Annotated in this window: 13 protein-coding genes, 1 pseudogene and 1 riboswitch; of the genes and pseudogenes, 4 read left to right on the forward strand and 10 right to left on the reverse strand. The window is 68.4% G+C overall.

The features are described from left to right. Together E1295_RS49020 and vanY-N are read right to left on the reverse strand one after the other, a co-directional pair. Nucleotides 1-439, reverse strand: a pseudogene (locus tag E1295_RS49020) (ATP-binding protein); the annotation flags it as partial. Nucleotides 440-509: 70 nt separating this feature from the next. Then, nucleotides 510-1,055 carry a D,D-peptidase/D,D-carboxypeptidase VanY-N gene (vanY-N, locus tag E1295_RS27985; RefSeq protein ID WP_132634310.1) on the reverse strand — a complete coding sequence of 182 codons (546 nt, stop codon included), beginning with the start codon at nt 1,053-1,055 and terminating at the stop codon, nt 510-512. Between the two features lie 190 nt (nt 1,056-1,245). Between vanY-N and E1295_RS27990 the strand changes: the two genes are divergently transcribed. From E1295_RS27990 to E1295_RS28000, 3 genes are read left to right on the forward strand one after another with little or no spacing between them, the layout of a single operon-like run. Beyond that, nucleotides 1,246-1,920 carry a response regulator transcription factor gene (locus E1295_RS27990; protein WP_181958053.1) on the forward strand — a complete coding sequence of 225 codons (675 nt, stop codon included), beginning with the start codon at nt 1,246-1,248 and terminating at the stop codon, nt 1,918-1,920. 7 nt (nt 1,921-1,927) lie between these two features. After that, nucleotides 1,928-3,379, forward strand: a complete 1,452-nt coding sequence (locus tag E1295_RS27995) for a sensor histidine kinase (RefSeq protein ID WP_220448920.1) — start codon at nt 1,928-1,930, stop codon at nt 3,377-3,379. Then, entirely contained in the window at nt 3,376-3,867 is a 492-nt protein-coding gene (locus E1295_RS28000) for a GerMN domain-containing protein (RefSeq protein WP_220448921.1), read from the forward strand. Before E1295_RS27995 ends, E1295_RS28000 begins: the two co-directional genes overlap by 4 nt. 145 nt (nt 3,868-4,012) lie before the next feature. On the opposite strand, the gene E1295_RS28005 is transcribed toward E1295_RS28000, so the two are convergent. The 5 genes from E1295_RS28005 to E1295_RS28025 all read right to left on the reverse strand — a co-directional run bounded on the left by E1295_RS28005 (nt 4,013) and on the right by E1295_RS28025 (nt 11,314). Continuing rightward, complete coding sequence (locus tag E1295_RS28005) at nt 4,013-6,514, reverse strand: ATP-dependent Clp protease ATP-binding subunit (RefSeq protein ID WP_132634314.1); 2,502 nt, start codon at nt 6,512-6,514, stop codon at nt 4,013-4,015. A 1,186-nt stretch (nt 6,515-7,700) separates the two neighbouring features. Next, a complete protein-coding gene (locus tag E1295_RS28010) occupies nt 7,701-8,033 on the reverse strand; it encodes a histone-like nucleoid-structuring protein Lsr2 (protein WP_132332025.1) in 333 nt (110 codons plus the stop codon). Nucleotides 8,034-8,548: 515 nt separating this feature from the next. Then, nucleotides 8,549-9,037: an RDD family protein gene (locus E1295_RS28015; protein WP_132634316.1), complete on the reverse strand. Its 489-nt coding sequence runs from the start codon at nt 9,035-9,037 to the stop codon at nt 8,549-8,551. A gap of 110 nt (nt 9,038-9,147) precedes the next feature. Next, a complete protein-coding gene (locus E1295_RS50265) occupies nt 9,148-10,659 on the reverse strand; it encodes an RDD family protein (protein WP_132634318.1) in 1,512 nt (503 codons plus the stop codon). Between the two features lie 85 nt (nt 10,660-10,744). Next, a complete protein-coding gene (locus tag E1295_RS28025) occupies nt 10,745-11,314 on the reverse strand; it encodes an amino-acid N-acetyltransferase (RefSeq protein ID WP_181958051.1) in 570 nt (189 codons plus the stop codon). A 268-nt stretch (nt 11,315-11,582) separates the two neighbouring features. Next, a riboswitch (cyclic di-AMP (ydaO/yuaA leader) is annotated at nt 11,583-11,726 on the forward strand. 93 nt (nt 11,727-11,819) lie between these two features. Between E1295_RS28025 and E1295_RS51965 the strand changes: the two genes are divergently transcribed. Further along, a complete protein-coding gene (locus E1295_RS51965) occupies nt 11,820-12,776 on the forward strand; it encodes a C40 family peptidase (protein ID WP_281284777.1) in 957 nt (318 codons plus the stop codon). A 17-nt stretch (nt 12,777-12,793) separates the two neighbouring features. Here the strand turns inward: E1295_RS51965 and E1295_RS28035 are convergent, their stop codons facing one another. The 3 genes from E1295_RS28035 to E1295_RS28045 all read right to left on the reverse strand — a co-directional run bounded on the left by E1295_RS28035 (nt 12,794) and on the right by E1295_RS28045 (nt 15,851). After that, entirely contained in the window at nt 12,794-13,006 is a 213-nt protein-coding gene (locus E1295_RS28035; RefSeq protein WP_132634320.1) for a helix-turn-helix domain-containing protein, read from the reverse strand. A gap of 531 nt (nt 13,007-13,537) precedes the next feature. Continuing rightward, nucleotides 13,538-15,019, reverse strand: coding sequence for a bifunctional lysylphosphatidylglycerol synthetase/lysine--tRNA ligase LysX (gene lysX, locus E1295_RS28040; RefSeq protein WP_132634322.1), 1,482 nt, complete (start codon nt 15,017-15,019; stop codon nt 13,538-13,540). A gap of 49 nt (nt 15,020-15,068) precedes the next feature. After that, nucleotides 15,069-15,851, reverse strand: a complete 783-nt coding sequence (locus E1295_RS28045) for a type III pantothenate kinase (protein ID WP_132634324.1) — start codon at nt 15,849-15,851, stop codon at nt 15,069-15,071.

Here is a 15,851-nt window from a genome sequence, read left to right on the forward strand (position 1 = left end):
GCGGCAGCACCTCCAGCGCCCCCGCCCATCCCGGGTCCGCCTGCCACCGGATGTCCGGCGGGCACCGCCCCGCGATCACCACCAGCGCCCCCACGGGCACCCGCGGCAGGAACCGCTCGCGCAGCCACTCCTCCCAGCCCCGCACGCGTTCGACGTCGTCGACCAGCAACACCGCGTCCGCATCACGAAGCACCGGCTCGGCATCGGCGCCCGCGGGCTCCAGCATGAGCCCGTCCGACACCGGCCGCCCCGCCGCCGTGGCTTCACCGGCGAACCGCCTCAACAGGGCCGACTTGCCGACGCCGCCGGGGCCGTGCACGTACAGAACGCTGCGGCCGCCGTACAACGCCGCGTTGAAGACCGCGAGCTCCTCCTTCCGCCCCACGAACGCCGCCTCCCGCGCGGCCCGCAGGCGCCATCCCAGCAGTCCCGATGTCATGTCCCTTGCTCCTTCTCCGAACACCCGTTCCGGCGCGAACCCGTCGACGTCCCGCACCCCCATGGGCCCGTCAGCGCAGGCCGGGGTGGGGCCGGCGGGGTGGTGGTGTGCCGCCGCGGTCCGGGCGGTACTCGAAGTGCCACCACTCGTTGTCGTAGATGCGGTAGAGGTCGTAGCGGGCGCCGTGCTCCTCCAGCCAGCGCGCGCCCTCGTGGGGGCGCACGTCCAGCGCGACGCCCTTGACGTGGCTGGACTCCGCCGCCGGCAGCACGAGCATGCGTGCCGAGTCCGGGGAGCCGGAGCGGCGTACCTCCTCGTCGAACATCCGCTGCTGGACGAGGGGGTCGCGGTAGCCCGAGGTGAGGCCGAGCAGCTGGCCGTGCCGCCAGAGCGCCTGCGTACGGGCCGCGGTGAACGCCGCGAGGGCACCGTCGGTGAGCCCGGTGAGGTCCTCGGCCGGAAAGCGCATCCGTAACGCCCAGGTGCACGCCAGTTCGCGAGCGCGGCCGGGACGGCGGACGAACGCCGCGGGCAGCAGCAGAACGGCGAGCACCAGCGTGACCACGGCGAACAGCCGGTCGCGAGGCCGAGGCGGGATGGTGCGTGGTTCGTTCATGGCGACTAGGCTTGGCGCCGAATATGCGTGCGTTGTCCGCCGCCTGTCATCGTTTGTCGACGGCGGCCGCCGTCGGTGCGACCGTGACACGACCATGACACGGCGCGGACGAGGCGAGGACACGACCGGCCGACAGTGGATGAGGTTGACCGGCAGGCGAGCTACGGAGCGTGCGGTGAAACTCGGCGGCGTGTCGCGGGTGTTGTTGATCGAGGACGACCCGGCCGTACGGGAGGGCCTTGAGCTGGCCCTGACCCGGCACGGGCACCGGGTACGCGCGGTGGAGTCCGGCGAGCAGGGGCTGGACCGGCTGCGCATGGACCTTCCCGACGTCGTCGTGCTCGACCTGATGTTGCCCGGCATGGACGGGTTCGAGGTCTGCCGGCGCATGCGGGCCACCGGGAACGTGCCGATCATCATGCTGACCGCACGGGGCGACGACATAGACGTGGTGGCCGGGCTGGAGGCGGGCGCCGACGACTACGTGGTCAAGCCGGTGCAGCCCCGAGTGCTCGAGGCCCGCATTCGCGCGGTGCTCCGGCGGATCGGCCGGGACCAGGCCGAACTGGAGCGGCACGGTGACCTGACCATCGATCGGGCCGGGCTGGTCGTCACCCACCGCGGCGTCCCGGTCGGCCTCGCCCCGACGGAGCTGCGCCTCCTCCTCGAACTCTCCGGCACGCCGGGCCGGGTGCACAGCCGCCAGCAGTTGCTGGAGTCGGTGTGGGAGCACGGCTATTTCGGCGACTCGCGGCTGGTGGACGCGTGCGTGCAGCGGCTGCGCGCGAAGATCGAGGACGACTCGGCGGCGCCTGTCTACGTGCAGACGGTACGCGGCTTCGGCTACCGCTTCGGGCCGGTGTGAGCCGCCGGTGGCACTACGGCCGAGTCCGGGGCTGCGTACCCGGTTGTTGTCCGCGTTCGCGCTGCTGTGTGTGGTCACGGCGGCGGCGGTGGCCGGCGGGATGTACGTCGAAGCTCGCAACGCGATCCTGAAGAGGACCCAGGACGCCGCGGTGGACGCGATGAGGAGCCGCCTGAAAACGCTCTTCCCGTTGCCCACGGCGACGCCGGGCCCCGACGAGCTCGGCTTGATCGTCCGCAACATGATGGGCCAGGAGGGTCACACGATCGCCGTCTACCGCGGCATGCAGTGGAGGCCGGGCCGGCTACCGGACGCGCCGCCCCTGGACGCCGATGACATCCCATCGGAGCTGCGGCGTACGGTGGCCGGCGGCATCATGGCGTGGCAACGCGTGGAGTGGCACGGCGCCCCCTTCCTCGTCATCGGCGCGCCGTTGGTGATCGACGAACCGGGCCGGGCACCACAGGTGTCCGGCATCGAGGTCTACACCGTTCGCAGCCTGCTCGCCGAACAGCGCAGCATCAACGAACTCGCCGCCCGCGCCTGGCTCACCGGCGGGGCGGCCCTGGCGTTCGCGGTCGTCCTCGCCCTGCTGGCCACCCGTGGCGTGCTGCGGCCGGTGCGCGAGCTGGGCCGGGCGGCACGCCTGCTGGGCGAGGGCGAGCTGCGGGCCCGGGTCGAGGTGCGCGGTTCCGATGAGCTGGCCGACGTGGCGCGCACGTTCAACGACACCGCGGCGGAGCTGGAACGGCACGTCATGCAGCTACGCGAGATGGAGGCCGACGCCCGCCGGTTCGTGGCCGACGTCTCCCACGAGCTGCGCACCCCCCTCGCCGCGCTCGCCGCGGTCGCCGACGTCCTCGACGAGGAGGCGGACGGGCTGCCCGACCCCGCCGGCAGAGCCGCCAGGCTGGTCAGCCGGGAGACGCTCAACCTCACCGGCCTGGTGAACGACCTCATCGAGATCAGCAGGTTCGACTCCGGCGTCGCGGCCCTCGCACTGAACGAGGTCGACGTGGCCGAACTGGTACGCGCGACCCTGCGTACCCGAGGCTGGACGGAACAGGTGCACACCGAACTCGCCCCCGCGGTGACGGCACGGCTGGACCCGCGCCGGGTGGACGTCATCCTCGCGAACCTGGTCGGCAACGCCCTGCGGCACGGCGAGCCACCGGTGTCGGTACGGCTCAGCGCCGACCAGGACTGGATCGCCGTCAAGGTCCGCGACCACGGACCGGGGCTGGACGCAGCGGTGCTGCCGCACGTGTTCGACCGTTTCTACAAGGCCAGCGCGGCCAGGGCCAGGTCCGAGGGCAGCGGCCTGGGCCTGGCCATCGCACGGGAGAACGCCCTCCTGCACCAGGGAGACCTCACCGTCACCAACGCCCCGGACGGCGGCGCCGCCTTCACGCTGCGGCTGCCACGCCGGGCACCCGATCCGGGCGGAGGCTCCCAGTGAAGGCCCGGCTCGCCCGCCGCGTGCTCGCCGCGGGCCTCGTGTCGGTCGTCGCCGTGGCCGGCTGCGGTGTGCGACCCAGCGACGTCATCCCCGCCGGCGACCCGCCGAGCGGAGGCGTCGCACCCGCCACGACGATCACCCTCTACCTGGTCAGGAAGGGCCGGGTCGACGCGGTGACGCGGACCGGGCCCCGTCGTCGTCCCCTGTTCAAAGCGGACACGCTCGCGCTGCTGGCAGCCGGGGTCACCGAAAAGGAACAGGCGCAGGGGTTCACCACCGACGTCCCACCCGAAGCCGGCCCGTTCTCGGTGGCCGTCAAGCCGGGCGGCCACCTGGTGGTGACGCTGTCGACTCCGGTTCGCGAACTGTCCGCCCTGGCCGTCGACCAGATCGTGTGCACGGCCGCCGTCCAGGTTCCGGAGAGTTCCACCCAGGTCACCGTCCTCGGCGGAGGGCAGAGCATCGGCCCCCGGAAGTGCCCGGGGTGACACCGGTGCCGCCCTCCGGAGCACGACGATCACAGCGGCGGAACGGCGAGCGGTGGCACGCACATTCGAGGTGAGCCGGGGCCCGCACATGCGAGAGCCCCCGCGTGGATGACGCTCCACGCGGGGGCTCTCGGAGAACCGGATGTCAGCGCTGGATCGGCGCTGCGATCGCGGCGGCCGAGTCGGGCACCGTCGAGGCGGACTCGCCCTTGAAGACGAACCTGGCGTCGTCACCCTCGCCTTCGATGGTCACCTTGACGACCTGCCCCGGACGGAGCTCGCCGTAAAGGATCTTCTCGGAGAGGGAGTCCTCCAGCTCGCGCTGGATCGTACGCCGCAGCGGACGGGCGCCCATGACCGGGTCGTAGCCCCGGTCGGCCAGCAGCTGCTTGGCCTCGGGCGAGACGTCGAGCCCCATGTCGCGGTCCTTCAGCCTGGCGTCGACCTGGTTGAGCATCAGATCCACGATCTTGATGATCTCGTTGGGCGTCAGCTGGTGGAAGACCACGATGTCGTCGACACGGTTGAGGAACTCGGGCCGGAAGTGCTGCTTGAGCTCTTCCTGCACCTTGGACTTCATCCGGTCGTAGTTGGAGTCGGCGTCGTTGGACTTCGCGAACCCGACCCCGATGCCCTTGGAGATGTCACGGGTGCCGAGGTTGGTGGTCATGATGATGACCGTGTTCTTGAAGTCGACCACGCGGCCCTGGGCGTCGGTCAGGCGACCGTCCTCCAGGATCTGCAGCAGCGAGTTGAAGATGTCGGGGTGGGCCTTCTCGATCTCGTCGAACAGGACCACGGAGAACGGCTTGCGCCGCACCTTCTCGGTGAGCTGACCGCCCTCTTCGTAGCCGACGTAGCCGGGAGGCGAGCCGAAGAGCCTGGAGACGGTGTGCTTCTCCATGAACTCCGACATGTCCAGGCTGATCAGCGCGTCTTCGTCGCCGAAGAGGAACTCCGCCAGAGCCTTGGACAGCTCGGTCTTACCGACACCGGACGGGCCGGCGAAGATGAACGAGCCGCCGGGACGCCGCGGGTCCTTCAGCCCGGCGCGGGTGCGCCGGATGGAGCGCGACAGGCCCTTGATGGCGTCGTCCTGGCCGATGATCCGCTTGTGGAGCTCGTCCTCCATGCGGAGCAGGCGCTGGGACTCCTCCTCGGTCAGCTTGAAGACCGGGATGCCGGTGGCGGTCGCCAGGACCTCGGCGATGAGCTCCTGGGTGACCTCGGCCACGACGTCCATGTCGCCGGCCTTCCACTCCTTCTCCCGCCGCTCGCGCTTGAGCTGGAGCTGCTTCTCCTGGTCACGGAGCGCGGCCGCCTTCTCGAAGTCCTGCGCGTCGATCGCGGACTCCTTGTCACGGCGGACGTTGGCGATCTTCTCGTCGTATTCGCGCAGGTCCGGCGGCGCGGTCATCCTGCGGATGCGCATCCTGGAGCCGGCCTCGTCGATGAGGTCGATCGCCTTGTCGGGAAGGTAGCGGTCGCTGATGTAGCGGTCGGCCAGCTGCGCGGCGGCCACCAGCGCGTCGTCGGTGATGGACACGCGGTGGTGCGCCTCGTAGCGGTCGCGCAGACCCTTGAGGATCTCGATCGTGTGGCTGAGAGAGGGCTCGGCCACCTGGATCGGCTGGAACCGGCGCTCCAGCGCTGCGTCCTTCTCAAGGTATTTGCGGTATTCGTCGAGCGTCGTCGCGCCGATCGTCTGCAGCTCGCCGCGGGCCAGCATCGGCTTGAGGATGCTGGCGGCGTCGATCGCGCCCTCGGCGGCGCCCGCACCCACGAGCGTGTGCAGCTCATCGATGAACAGGATGATGTCGCCGCGGGTGCGGATCTCCTTGAGCACCTTCTTCAGGCGCTCTTCGAAGTCACCGCGGTAGCGGGAGCCGGCGACCAGCGCGCCGAGGTCAAGCGTGTAGAGCTGCTTGTCCTTCAGCGTCTCGGGCACCTCGCCCCTGACGATCTTCTGCGACAAACCTTCGACGACGGCGGTCTTGCCGACGCCGGGCTCGCCGATGAGAACGGGGTTGTTCTTGGTCCTCCTGGAGAGGACCTGCATGACCCGCTCGATCTCCTTCTCACGGCCGATGACCGGATCCAGCTTGCCCTCGCGGGCCGCCTGGGTCAGGTTGCGGCCGAACTGGTCGAGCACCAGGGACGTCGACGGGGCCGACTCCTGCGGGCCACCCGCGGCGGCCGGCTCCTTGCCCTGGTAGCCGTGGAGCAACTGGATGACCTGCTGCCTGACACGGTTGAGATCAGCTCCAAGCTTGACCAGCACCTGAGCCGCCACACCCTCACCCTCACGGATGAGCCCGAGCAGGATGTGCTCGGTGCCGATGTAGTTGTGACCCAGTTGCAAAGCCTCACGGAGCGACAGCTCGAGGACCTTCTTGGCCCGCGGGGTGAACGGAATGTGCCCCGACGGAGCCGACTGGCCCTGGCCGATGATCTCCTCGACCTGCTGGCGCACACCCTCAAGGCTGATGCCGAGGCTCTCCAGAGCCTTGGCGGCTACGCCCTCACCTTCGTGGATCAGACCAAGAAGAATGTGCTCAGTGCCGATGTAGTTGTGGTTGAGCATCCTGGCCTCTTCTTGGGCCAAGACGACAACACGCCTCGCTCGGTCGGTGAACCTCTCGAACATCTCGTCGCTCCTCACAGAGCGGTCAGTCAGGCCGGTAAATCCGGTCCCGTCATCCCGCATGCTAGCCCTGGCTCGGCGAACCGTGCCCACTGCCGCTGACACGCTCTATAGCAGACACGTTCCCCGGGAACAGGGCGTTCACCCTCTATCCAACTACCGTTCGGGGGTGACGTGTTCCCGATACGCCGCAAGCGAACGATGTTTAGGACGCTTCGCGGAAGCGGCTGAAAAGTGCTGCCGCACCGTATCCGGATCACCACGATCGGCCATCGAACGTCGGGGGTGAAGCCGGCTGGGGCGCCACTTCACTTCACCCGCGCATCCCAGATGCCGCGTACGTATCTGTTACGCAATCATCCTATGTCCCGACGCAATGGATGGCCAACCTCGCGTGCTACGCCCTGAGCACAACGAGACACGCGCCGACAGCGCACACAGAGTAATACGCCATCCGGTCAGCTCGGTTACCGACCCATCTCGCATCATGAGACACTGCGTCGCGGCCGGGCATGCCATTCGCGCTCATCCCCGCCGTCGCCGGGCGATGGCATTCCGGTGCCCGGCGCACTTCGTGACGGCCCTGCATTGTGCGCACATGCTCGCGAAAGCCGGATTGTGCGGGCGCGCCCGCGCCCGCGGGTTATGCCCGGCGCCGCGACATCTCCCGGGCGCCGCTTATGGCGCGGCGGCCACGCAACGTGTACGGCGCCGTTTTGCACCGATGCCCGAACCCGCGTGCCGTACGGGGTTTCCGGCACGGGCGCGAGTCGAGATCGCGGTTAAGGCTACAGCGCGTGAAGATCGCCGGCGGTCTTTAGGCGCCCGGATTTCCGTCATGGCGCGTTCCATGAGCGCGACGCCCGGCCGGGACAGTAGGCGAATGACGCTGCCCGCGGGCAATCCGGGCGCCTCGCGGCGAGAAGCGTACGTTGAATGGGGTATGGCCGCGCGGCGCATTCGGACACGCCCGGCGCGGCGCCGCCACATATGCGGGCGCCCGGCCACGGAAACGGCGCCGAGAGGGCGCCGGTTCCGCGGCTGAAACGCCCGCATATTGGACAGGCGAGTCGATCATCATCCGGGCCGCTCCGCCATTCAGAACGGCCCGGACACGATCATGCGTTTATGGCGGTCGCCGGGGTCCTAGGCGAGCGGCATAAGCGCACGGTCGAGCGGCGGGCTCTGCCTAGTGAGCCTGCTCGTACTTCTCGACGACGGTGGAGGCGATGCGGCCTCGCTCGCTGACGGGCAGGCCGTGGGCCTTGGCCCACTGCCGGATCTCCGAGCTCTTCTCGCGGCTCATCGCGCGGTTGCCGCCGCGGCCACGCCGACGCGTGGTGACGGCACCGGCCCTGCGCGCGTGCTGCACGAAAGGCGTGAGCGCGTCCCTCAGCTTCTTCGCGTTAAGGTCGCTGAGGTCAATCTCATAGGAGGAGCCGTCAATAGCGAAGCTGACCGTCTCATTGGCCTCGCCCCCATCGAGGTCATCGATGAGAATCTCCTGGATCTGCTTGGCCATCTACGCAATCCTTTCGCGGAGCATTGTTTCATTCGCCAGCCCAAACATATACCCGGAAAGGCGTGGAGACAATTCAGCGCTACGGGGATTCGGCTGACTGGCCGATCAGTTCTCGCCCTCGGGCTGATCCTCACGGTTTCGCCTGCCGCCGACGGCCTCCGCCCGGACCAACTTCACGACGCCAAAGATGAAGGCGCCGCCCACCACCACCGGGGGGATGAGCGCTGACAATACGTCTGTAAGGGCTTCCATTCGTCCTCGCCTCCACGGCTGACGGGGTTTCGGGGCGCAAAAAGCGCGCGGAGCGCCCCTTGGAGGAGCGCTGCGGCCCCTCATGGTGCGCAAGGCGACAACCGCCCGCACCCGACCATAGCGGCACACACATGCCCTGCGTGTCGCAGGGAGACCTACATCCGGCAACCCGGACGCCCCATAGCCTAATGCCAGTCTCTCCAGGCTCCTTACCGGATCATGCCAAAATTTTGCGAAAAGACATCCGTGCAGGTACGGATGCCTCAGCGAAGATCCTTAACCACGCGCGTTCCCGCGAGCCTGTCATGCGGGCCGCGTTCCAGCGGCTTGTCGATCAGGATGAGCATACCGACACCGAACAGCAGCATTCCCGCCACCAGATTGACCACCGGAATGCCCATGAGCATGACCGGACCGGGATAGACCAGCGAACGTTTCAGCAGAGCACGGGCCCCCACACCCGGTGGCGCCAGGCGGATGCGCATGATCGCCTGGCCGAACGTACGCCCGTGCCGCCAATGCGCCCACCAGTCGTAACCCGTATAACCCAGCCCCGCGACCGCCCACGCGAACACTCCGGGCAGCCGGCCGCCGAACGCGTCCATCATGCCGACAGTCCGGAAGACCGCCCATAGCGCAATGAACAGAATGTAATAAACGATGCCGAAGAGGAGTGCTTCAATGAGCCGGGCGGCCAGCCGTTCCCACCATTCCGCGGGCACCGCGTCCGCCCACGGCGACGTTCCGGCCATAACCCTCACCTCGCGTCTTCGACGCCTCAGGAGCCCTGCATTCCGCACCTACCCTCACATACAAAACAGAGGCCGACGGGAAGCCGGCCCCTGTTTCGCGGTTCGCGCGATTACTTGATCTTGACCACCACGGTGTTCGCGAGCTTGTCCGCGAACGTCTGCTGCAGCGGCTTGTCCCAGAGCATCGAGGCGCCGTTCAGGCCGCAGACGATGCCCGCCAGCATGGTGCCGAACGGCAGGAAGTAGAGGATGTAGGCGCCCCAGGTCACGCCGGCCCGCTTGATGGCGGCGTCGCCCGGCAGGCCGCCAGGAGGCATCATCTGCCCCACCGGGACGACCTTGATCCCCATGATCATCTTGCCGATCGTCTGGCCCTTCATCTTGTGCATGAGGAAGTCGTAGCCGACGTAGACGCCGGTCAGGACGATCGCGAGCACGATGCCGAGCGTGAAGGAGCTGAACAGCCCCGAGGTGGAGCCGCTGGTCGAGTCGTAGCTGACCAGGAAGAGCGTCGTGAGCAGGAGAGACAGCACGACCATCACGATGCCGAACAGGACACCGTCGATGATCCGCGCCACCAGCCGCTGCCACCATTCCGCCAGCGGGGCGGGGGCTCCCGGCGGCTGCACGCCGACCGGGCCGTAGCCCGGCTGGCCGTAGGGGGGCTGGCCGTAACCGGCCTGCTGCGGCTGCCCGTAGCCCTGGCCGTACTGGTTCTGGTCGAAGCCCTGCTGACCGTAACCCTGCTGGCCGTACTGCTGCTGGCCGTAGCCGGGCTGGGGCTGCTGGCCGTAGCCCTGCTGGTCATAACCTTGCTGGCCCGGCTGCTGCTGACCGTAACCCTGCTGGCCGTACTGCTGCTGGCCGTAGCCGGGCTGCGACTGCGGCTGCTGGCCGTACTGGGGCTGCTGGCCGTAGCCCTGCTGGTCGTAACCCTGCTGGCCGGACTGCGGCTGCTGACCGTAGCCCTGCTGGTCATAGCCCTGCTGGCCGGACTGCGGCTGCTGACCGTAGCCCTGCTGGTCATAGCCCTGCTGGCCCGAATGAGACTGCTGACCGTAGCCCTGCTGCTCGTAACCCTGCTGGCCCGACTGCGGCTGCTGGCCGTACTGCTGGCCGTACTGGTTCTGGTCGTAGCCCTGCTGGCCCGACTGGGGCTGCTGGCCGTACTGGGGCTGCTGGCCGTACTGGGGCTGCTGGCCGTAGCCCTGCTGGTCGTAACCCTGCTGGCCCGGCTGCTGCTGGCCGTAGCCCTGCTGGCCGTACTGCTGCTGGCCGTAGTCGGGCTGGGACTGTGGCTGCTGACCGTACTGGGGCTGCTGGCCGTAGCCCTGCTGGCCGTACTGCTGCTGGCCGTAGTCGGGCTGGGACTGCGGCTGCTGACCGTATTGGGGTTGCTGGCCGTAGCCCTGCTGCTGACCATATTGGGGTTGCTGGCCGTAGCCCTGCTGCTGGCCGTAAGGGGGCTGCTGCCCGAAGGCGTCGTCCGCGCGGTAGCCGACCACGGTGACGTCGGGGTCGGGCTCGCTGGGGTGGCGGCCCGGGTTCTGCTGGCCGTAGTGGGGAGGCGCAGAGTTCTCGCCGGATTCGTCCTGTGGGTACGGCGGCTGTCCGGTGCTCACCGTGTCACCTCGCTTCGAGTGCGCGCGTGGCACATGTCAGGACACATGCCTGTGCTGCCCAACGTATCGACATAGGTATCAACAATCACCTTTCCGTGTGGTCAAGGTCCGCGTCACCCGACGTCAGGTGGAGCAGCATGCGGGTGTTGCCCAGGGTGTTCGGCTTGACGTGTTCCAGGTCGAGGAACTCCGCTACACCCTCGTCATACGAGGCCAGCAGCTCGGCGTAGACCTCGGGGGAGACGGGTGTGCCCTGGATGCGGCGGAAACCGTGCCTCGCGAAGAAGTCGACCTCAAAAGTAAGACAGAATACACGCTGCAGTCCCAGGTCTTTGGCCTGCTGGATTAGCGCCGAGACGATCCGATCGCCCACCCCCATGCCTCGGCATTCGGGATCGACGGCCACCGTACGGACCTCCGCGAGGTCCTCCCAGAGCACGTGGAGCGCCCCGCAGCCGACGACCTGACCGCCACGCTCGGCCACCCAGAACTCCTGTACGTCTTCGTACAGCGTCACCGTGGCCTTCTTCAGGAGCCGCGGGCCCGCGCCCGCGTAGGTGTCGACCAGGCGCCTGACCCCCCGCACGTCCGGCGTGCGAGCACGCCGGACCACCACCGCGGTCTCCGGCACACTCAGTTCCGCCACCTGCTCCATGGCTCTCCAGAGTACAGATGTCATTACGGCTCGGACCTAACTCGCATGTCTCCGCCCATCCTGTTACAACTCGTGGCCGAGTGAGTACGACGTCGCTCCCGGCCTTCGTTCGGGAGGAAGCACCACATACGGCCCCACCGGCACGACTGCCACCGAGATCCCCTTGTGACACTTCGGTTGCGAAACCTCTACAGAGTTGGCAGTTCTGGTTGAGCAGGAACCCGGAGTGCATTAGTGTCCAGCGACGATGATCCCCGCGTGTCGCGCGCGGGGAGGCACGCTCAATTCCCCTTCAGGGAAGCCGGGGAACCGCCGGTGGCGACCGCCATCACGGGGTGAATCCGAGTTTTTCGGTAGGGCTGCTCCGGCCCGAACCCGTCAGCTAACCCGGTAGGCGTCTACGAGAGGAGCATGGTTGGTGAAGCGCACGCTCGACCGTGGGAGGAAGTCGCCGGGCAGGCATGCCGGTTCTCCGCAACGCCCCCGGTTGCGCCACCGCCTCGGTGTGGCAAGTCTCACAATCGCCGCGCTGCTGCTTTCGGTTCCCACCGGCCCCGCCCTCGCCGACCCCAAGCCCTCGCTCAAGGACCTCGCCTCACGGGTCGAGAAGATGCACACCGAGATCGAGACGCTGACCGAGCGGTACAACGGCCAGCGGGAGAAGCTGAAGACGGCCAAGAAGGCCGCCGAGGCCGCACGTAAGACGCTGGCGGCCAGCGAGGCGGACCTGACGGCCAAGCGCGCCAAGGCCGCCCTGCTGGCCCAGAACGCCTACATGACGGGCGGGCTGAGCCGGGCGCTGGCGTTCACCTCCTCCGAGAACCCCGACAGCTTCCTCGACGGCGCCGCGACCACGTTCGCCATCGAGCAGCGGCAGGGCGAGGAGCTCAACCAGCTCACCAAGGCCATGAAGGCGGCCGAGCGCGCCAGGGCGGGCGCCAAGTCGCGCATCGCCGAGGTCGAGAAGATCGTCAAGGATCTCGACGGCAAGCGTGACAAGATCAGCAAGCTGGTAGCCAAGGTCGAGAGCAACCTGTTCAGGCGGGCGCTGGGCGAGGCCGGCCGTCCCGGCACGCGCGCCACCCGCGTCAACCTGCCGATCGCGGGCAGCGGCAAGGCCGCGCAGGCGGCACGGTGGGCGCTCACGCAGCAGCTCAAGCCGTACGTCTGGGGCGCCGAGGGTCCCGGCTCCTACGACTGCTCCGGCCTGGTGATGGCGGCCTACCAGCGGGTGGGCATCTCCCTGCCGCACTACACCGGCGACCAGTGGACGGCGGGCCGGCACATCTCACGCGACGAGATGCGCCCTGGTGATCTGGTGTTCTTCTACGGCGACCTGCATCACGTGGGCATCTATCTGGGCGGCGGCATGATGGTGCACGCCCCTCGGACGGGCGACGTGGTGCGGATCGCGTCGATCGCACGGCGGCCGTTCGCGGGTGCGGTGCGCATCGCCGACTGAGCGGCGACGGGCACCCGCTAGATGAGCTGCCGGCGTGCCGCCCACGCCACGGCCTCGATCGCGGTGGCGACGCCGATGCGGTCGCAGATGCCGCGCAGCCTCCGGCGTACGGTGCGGCCGCTGATGTCCAGTCGTCTCCCTACTCGGTCGACCGTGACTCCTCTGGCGAGTTCCGCCAGTAATGCCAGATCCGCATGGCTCAGCTCAACGTCTTCAGTGAGCACTTCCATCGGGAGCCCTCCCCCCCAACAGCAGGCCTGGACCCCTCTTAGCCAGGCCACAGCCGCTCCTCGCAGAAGGTAAACGCATCATGGAAAGGTCGTCAAGCACGACAATCGCCGCCCTTGACCAGCGCTGTTGACATGATTCGCCATAGGTGGCCGGGTCGCGCGGGCCGCCGCTTGCCGCCGCGCCACGCACAAGGCGCCCGCCGGTTCCGCCACGCCGGATCCGGCGCCGGCCGGCCCGGTTTTTGATCCATCCGCCGGCGGTTTTCTGCGTGATCCATACGCCGCACAGCCGCTCCTCACCATGGGCTGGAGCACGCGGCGGCCCGTTATTTAAGGACCCGCCTGGGGTCGCCGCCATCGTGGACGCAGAGCGGCGGAAAATCGCATGAAACGCGCCGTACGCCCGTCCGGGCTCTTGACCCGGAGCTGACAAGCTCGTACGGATGCGGGGCTGCGGCCCCGCGACGTGCCGCACGGTACAAACGTGAGCGCCCGGAAGCGCAGGCTCCGGGCGCTCGATTCCGCGATAGGTCAGTGGGTCGGCTTCACCAGGGGGAACAGGATGGTCTCGCGGATGTTCCTGCCGGTGAAGGCCATGATCATGCGGTCGATGCCGGCGCCCATGCCGCCCGTCGGCGGCATCGCGTATTCGAGCGCCTGCAGGAAGTCCTCGTCGAGCTGCATGGCCTCCGGGTCGCCGCCCGCGGCCAGCAGGGACTGCTCGACCAGGCGGCGGCGTTGCTCGATGGGGTCGTTGAGCTCGGAGTAGGCGGTGCCGAGCTCGGTGCCGAACCCGATGAGGTCCCACTTCTCGGTGACGAGCGGGTCGTCGCGGTGCTGGCGGGCCAGCGGCGAGGTCTCCAGCGGATAGTCCATGACGAACGTGGGCTGGATGAGCGTGTGCTCCACGAGCGCCTCGAACAGCTCCTGCACGAGTTTGCCAGGACCCCACTTGGGGTCCCACGGGATCTCGCGCCGGTCGGCGATCTTGCGCAGTTCCTCCAGCGACGTCGAGGTCGTGATCTCCTCGCCGACGGCCTCGGACACCGCGCCGTAGAGGGTGATGCGCGGCCACTCGGGGATGCCCAGGTCGACCTCGACGCCGTCGTGCACGACCACCGTGGTGTCCAGGGCGGCCACCACGGCCTTCTGGTACATGCGCTGGGTGAGGTCGGCCATGTCGTGGTAGTCGAGGTAGGTGCCGTAGGCCTCGATCATGGTGAACTCGGGGTTGTGCGTCGAGTCGGCGCCTTCGTTGCGGAAGTTGCGGTTGATCTCGAAGACCTTCTCGATGCCGCCGACCACGAGCCGCTTGAGATAGAGCTCGATCGCGATGCGGAGATAGAGCTCCATGTCGTAGGCGTTGATGTGCGTCTTGAACGGCCGGGCCGTGGCGCCGCCGTGGATCGGCTGCAACATCGGCGTCTCGACCTCGAGGTAGCCCTCCTCGTGCCAGAAGTCGCGCACCGCGCGCACGGTGGCGCTGCGGACCCTGGCCATCTTCCTGGACTCGTCGTTGACGATCAGGTCGACGTAGCGCTGGCGGACCCGCGCCTCCGGGTCGGTGAGGCCGACGTGCTTCTCCGGCAGGGGCCGCAGGCACTTGCTGGTGATCTGCCAGCTGTCGGCGAGCACGGACAGCTCGCCCCTGCGCGAGGTGATGACCTCACCGGTCACGCCCACGTGGTCGCCCAGGTCGACGTCGCGCTTCCAGCGGGCCAGCGACTCCTCGCCGACCTTGTCGAGCGAGATCATGACCTGCAGGTCGGCGCCGCCGTCGCGGAGGGTGGCGAAGCAGAGCTTGCCGCCCACGCGGTTGAGCATGACGCGCCCCGCGACCGAGACCGTGTCACCGGTGGCGGTGTCGGGCTCCAGGCCCTGGTATTTCTCCCTGACCTCGGCGTTGATGGCCGTGCGTGGGAAATTCACCGGGTAAGGGTCGACGCCCTCGCTGCGAAGGCGGTCGAGCTTCTCCCTCCGGATGCGCATCTGCTCGGGAAGTTCGTCGCTCACAACAACAAAGGGTAGGGGATCCGGCGAACCGCAGGGACTCGCGCGGGTTTCACGCCGCGTTACGGTGGTAGATCAGCCGCAGCCCGATGAGGGTCAGCCACGGCTCGTGCACGTCGATCGAGCGCGACTCGCCCACGACCAGCCCCGCGTGCCCGCCGGTGGCCACGACCGTCACCTCGTCGGGGTCGTCGGCCAGTTCGGCGGCGATGCGCTCGACGATGCCGTCGACCTGGCCGGCGAAGCCGTAGATGATGCCCGCCTGCAGGGCCTCCACCGTGTTCTTCGCGATCACCGAGCGGGGGCGTACGAGCTCGACCTTGTGCAGTTGTGCTCCGGCGGCGGCCAGGGCGTCGACCGAGATCTCGATGCCGGGCGCGGTGACCGCGCCGACGTATTCGCCCTTGGCCGACACCGCGTCGAAGGAGGTGGCGGTGCCGAAGTCGACGATGACGCACGGGCCGCCGTACTGGTCGATGGCCGCGAGCGCGTTGACGATGCGGTCGCTGCCGACCTCCTTGGGGTTGTCCATGCGTACGGGGACGCCGGTGCGGATGCCCGGCTCCACGATCACCGCGGTCACGTCGCCGTAGTAGCGGCGGCACATCTCGCGCATCTCGTTGAGCACGCTCGGCACGGTGGAGCAGATGGCGATGCCGTCGATGTCGGCCCCCTTGAGCAGCGGCGACTGCGTCAGCAGGCCCTGCAGCACGACCGCGATCTCGTCGGCGGTGCGGCGGGCGTCGGTGGCCAGCCGCCAGTGCTCGATGACGTCCTCGCCCTCGAACAGCCCCAGCACCGTGTGCGTGTTGCCGACGTCGATCGTGAGCAGCAT

Origin of the sequence: Nonomuraea mesophila, assembly GCF_004352805.1 — a bacterium.
In the GTDB taxonomy this organism is placed as follows: Bacteria; Actinomycetota; Actinomycetes; order Streptosporangiales; family Streptosporangiaceae; genus Nonomuraea; species Nonomuraea longispora.

What these genes read in the sequence shown, in the direction of transcription:
- vanY-N (WP_132634310.1), bottom strand. Translation starts at nt 1,055, where the DNA reads ATGAACGAACCACGCACCATCCCGCCTCGGCCTCGCGACCGGCTGTTC.
- E1295_RS28005 (WP_132634314.1), bottom strand. Translation starts at nt 6,514, where the DNA reads ATGTTCGAGAGGTTCACCGACCGAGCGAGGCGTGTTGTCGTCTTGGCC.
- E1295_RS28010 (WP_132332025.1), bottom strand. Translation starts at nt 8,033, where the DNA reads ATGGCCAAGCAGATCCAGGAGATTCTCATCGATGACCTCGATGGGGGC.
- E1295_RS28015 (WP_132634316.1), bottom strand. Translation starts at nt 9,037, where the DNA reads ATGGCCGGAACGTCGCCGTGGGCGGACGCGGTGCCCGCGGAATGGTGG.
- E1295_RS28025 (WP_181958051.1), bottom strand. Translation starts at nt 11,314, where the DNA reads ATGGAGCAGGTGGCGGAACTGAGTGTGCCGGAGACCGCGGTGGTGGTC.
- E1295_RS28035 (WP_132634320.1), bottom strand. Translation starts at nt 13,006, where the DNA reads ATGGAAGTGCTCACTGAAGACGTTGAGCTGAGCCATGCGGATCTGGCA.
- E1295_RS28045 (WP_132634324.1), bottom strand. Translation starts at nt 15,851, where the DNA reads ATGCTGCTCACGATCGACGTCGGCAACACGCACACGGTGCTGGGGCTG.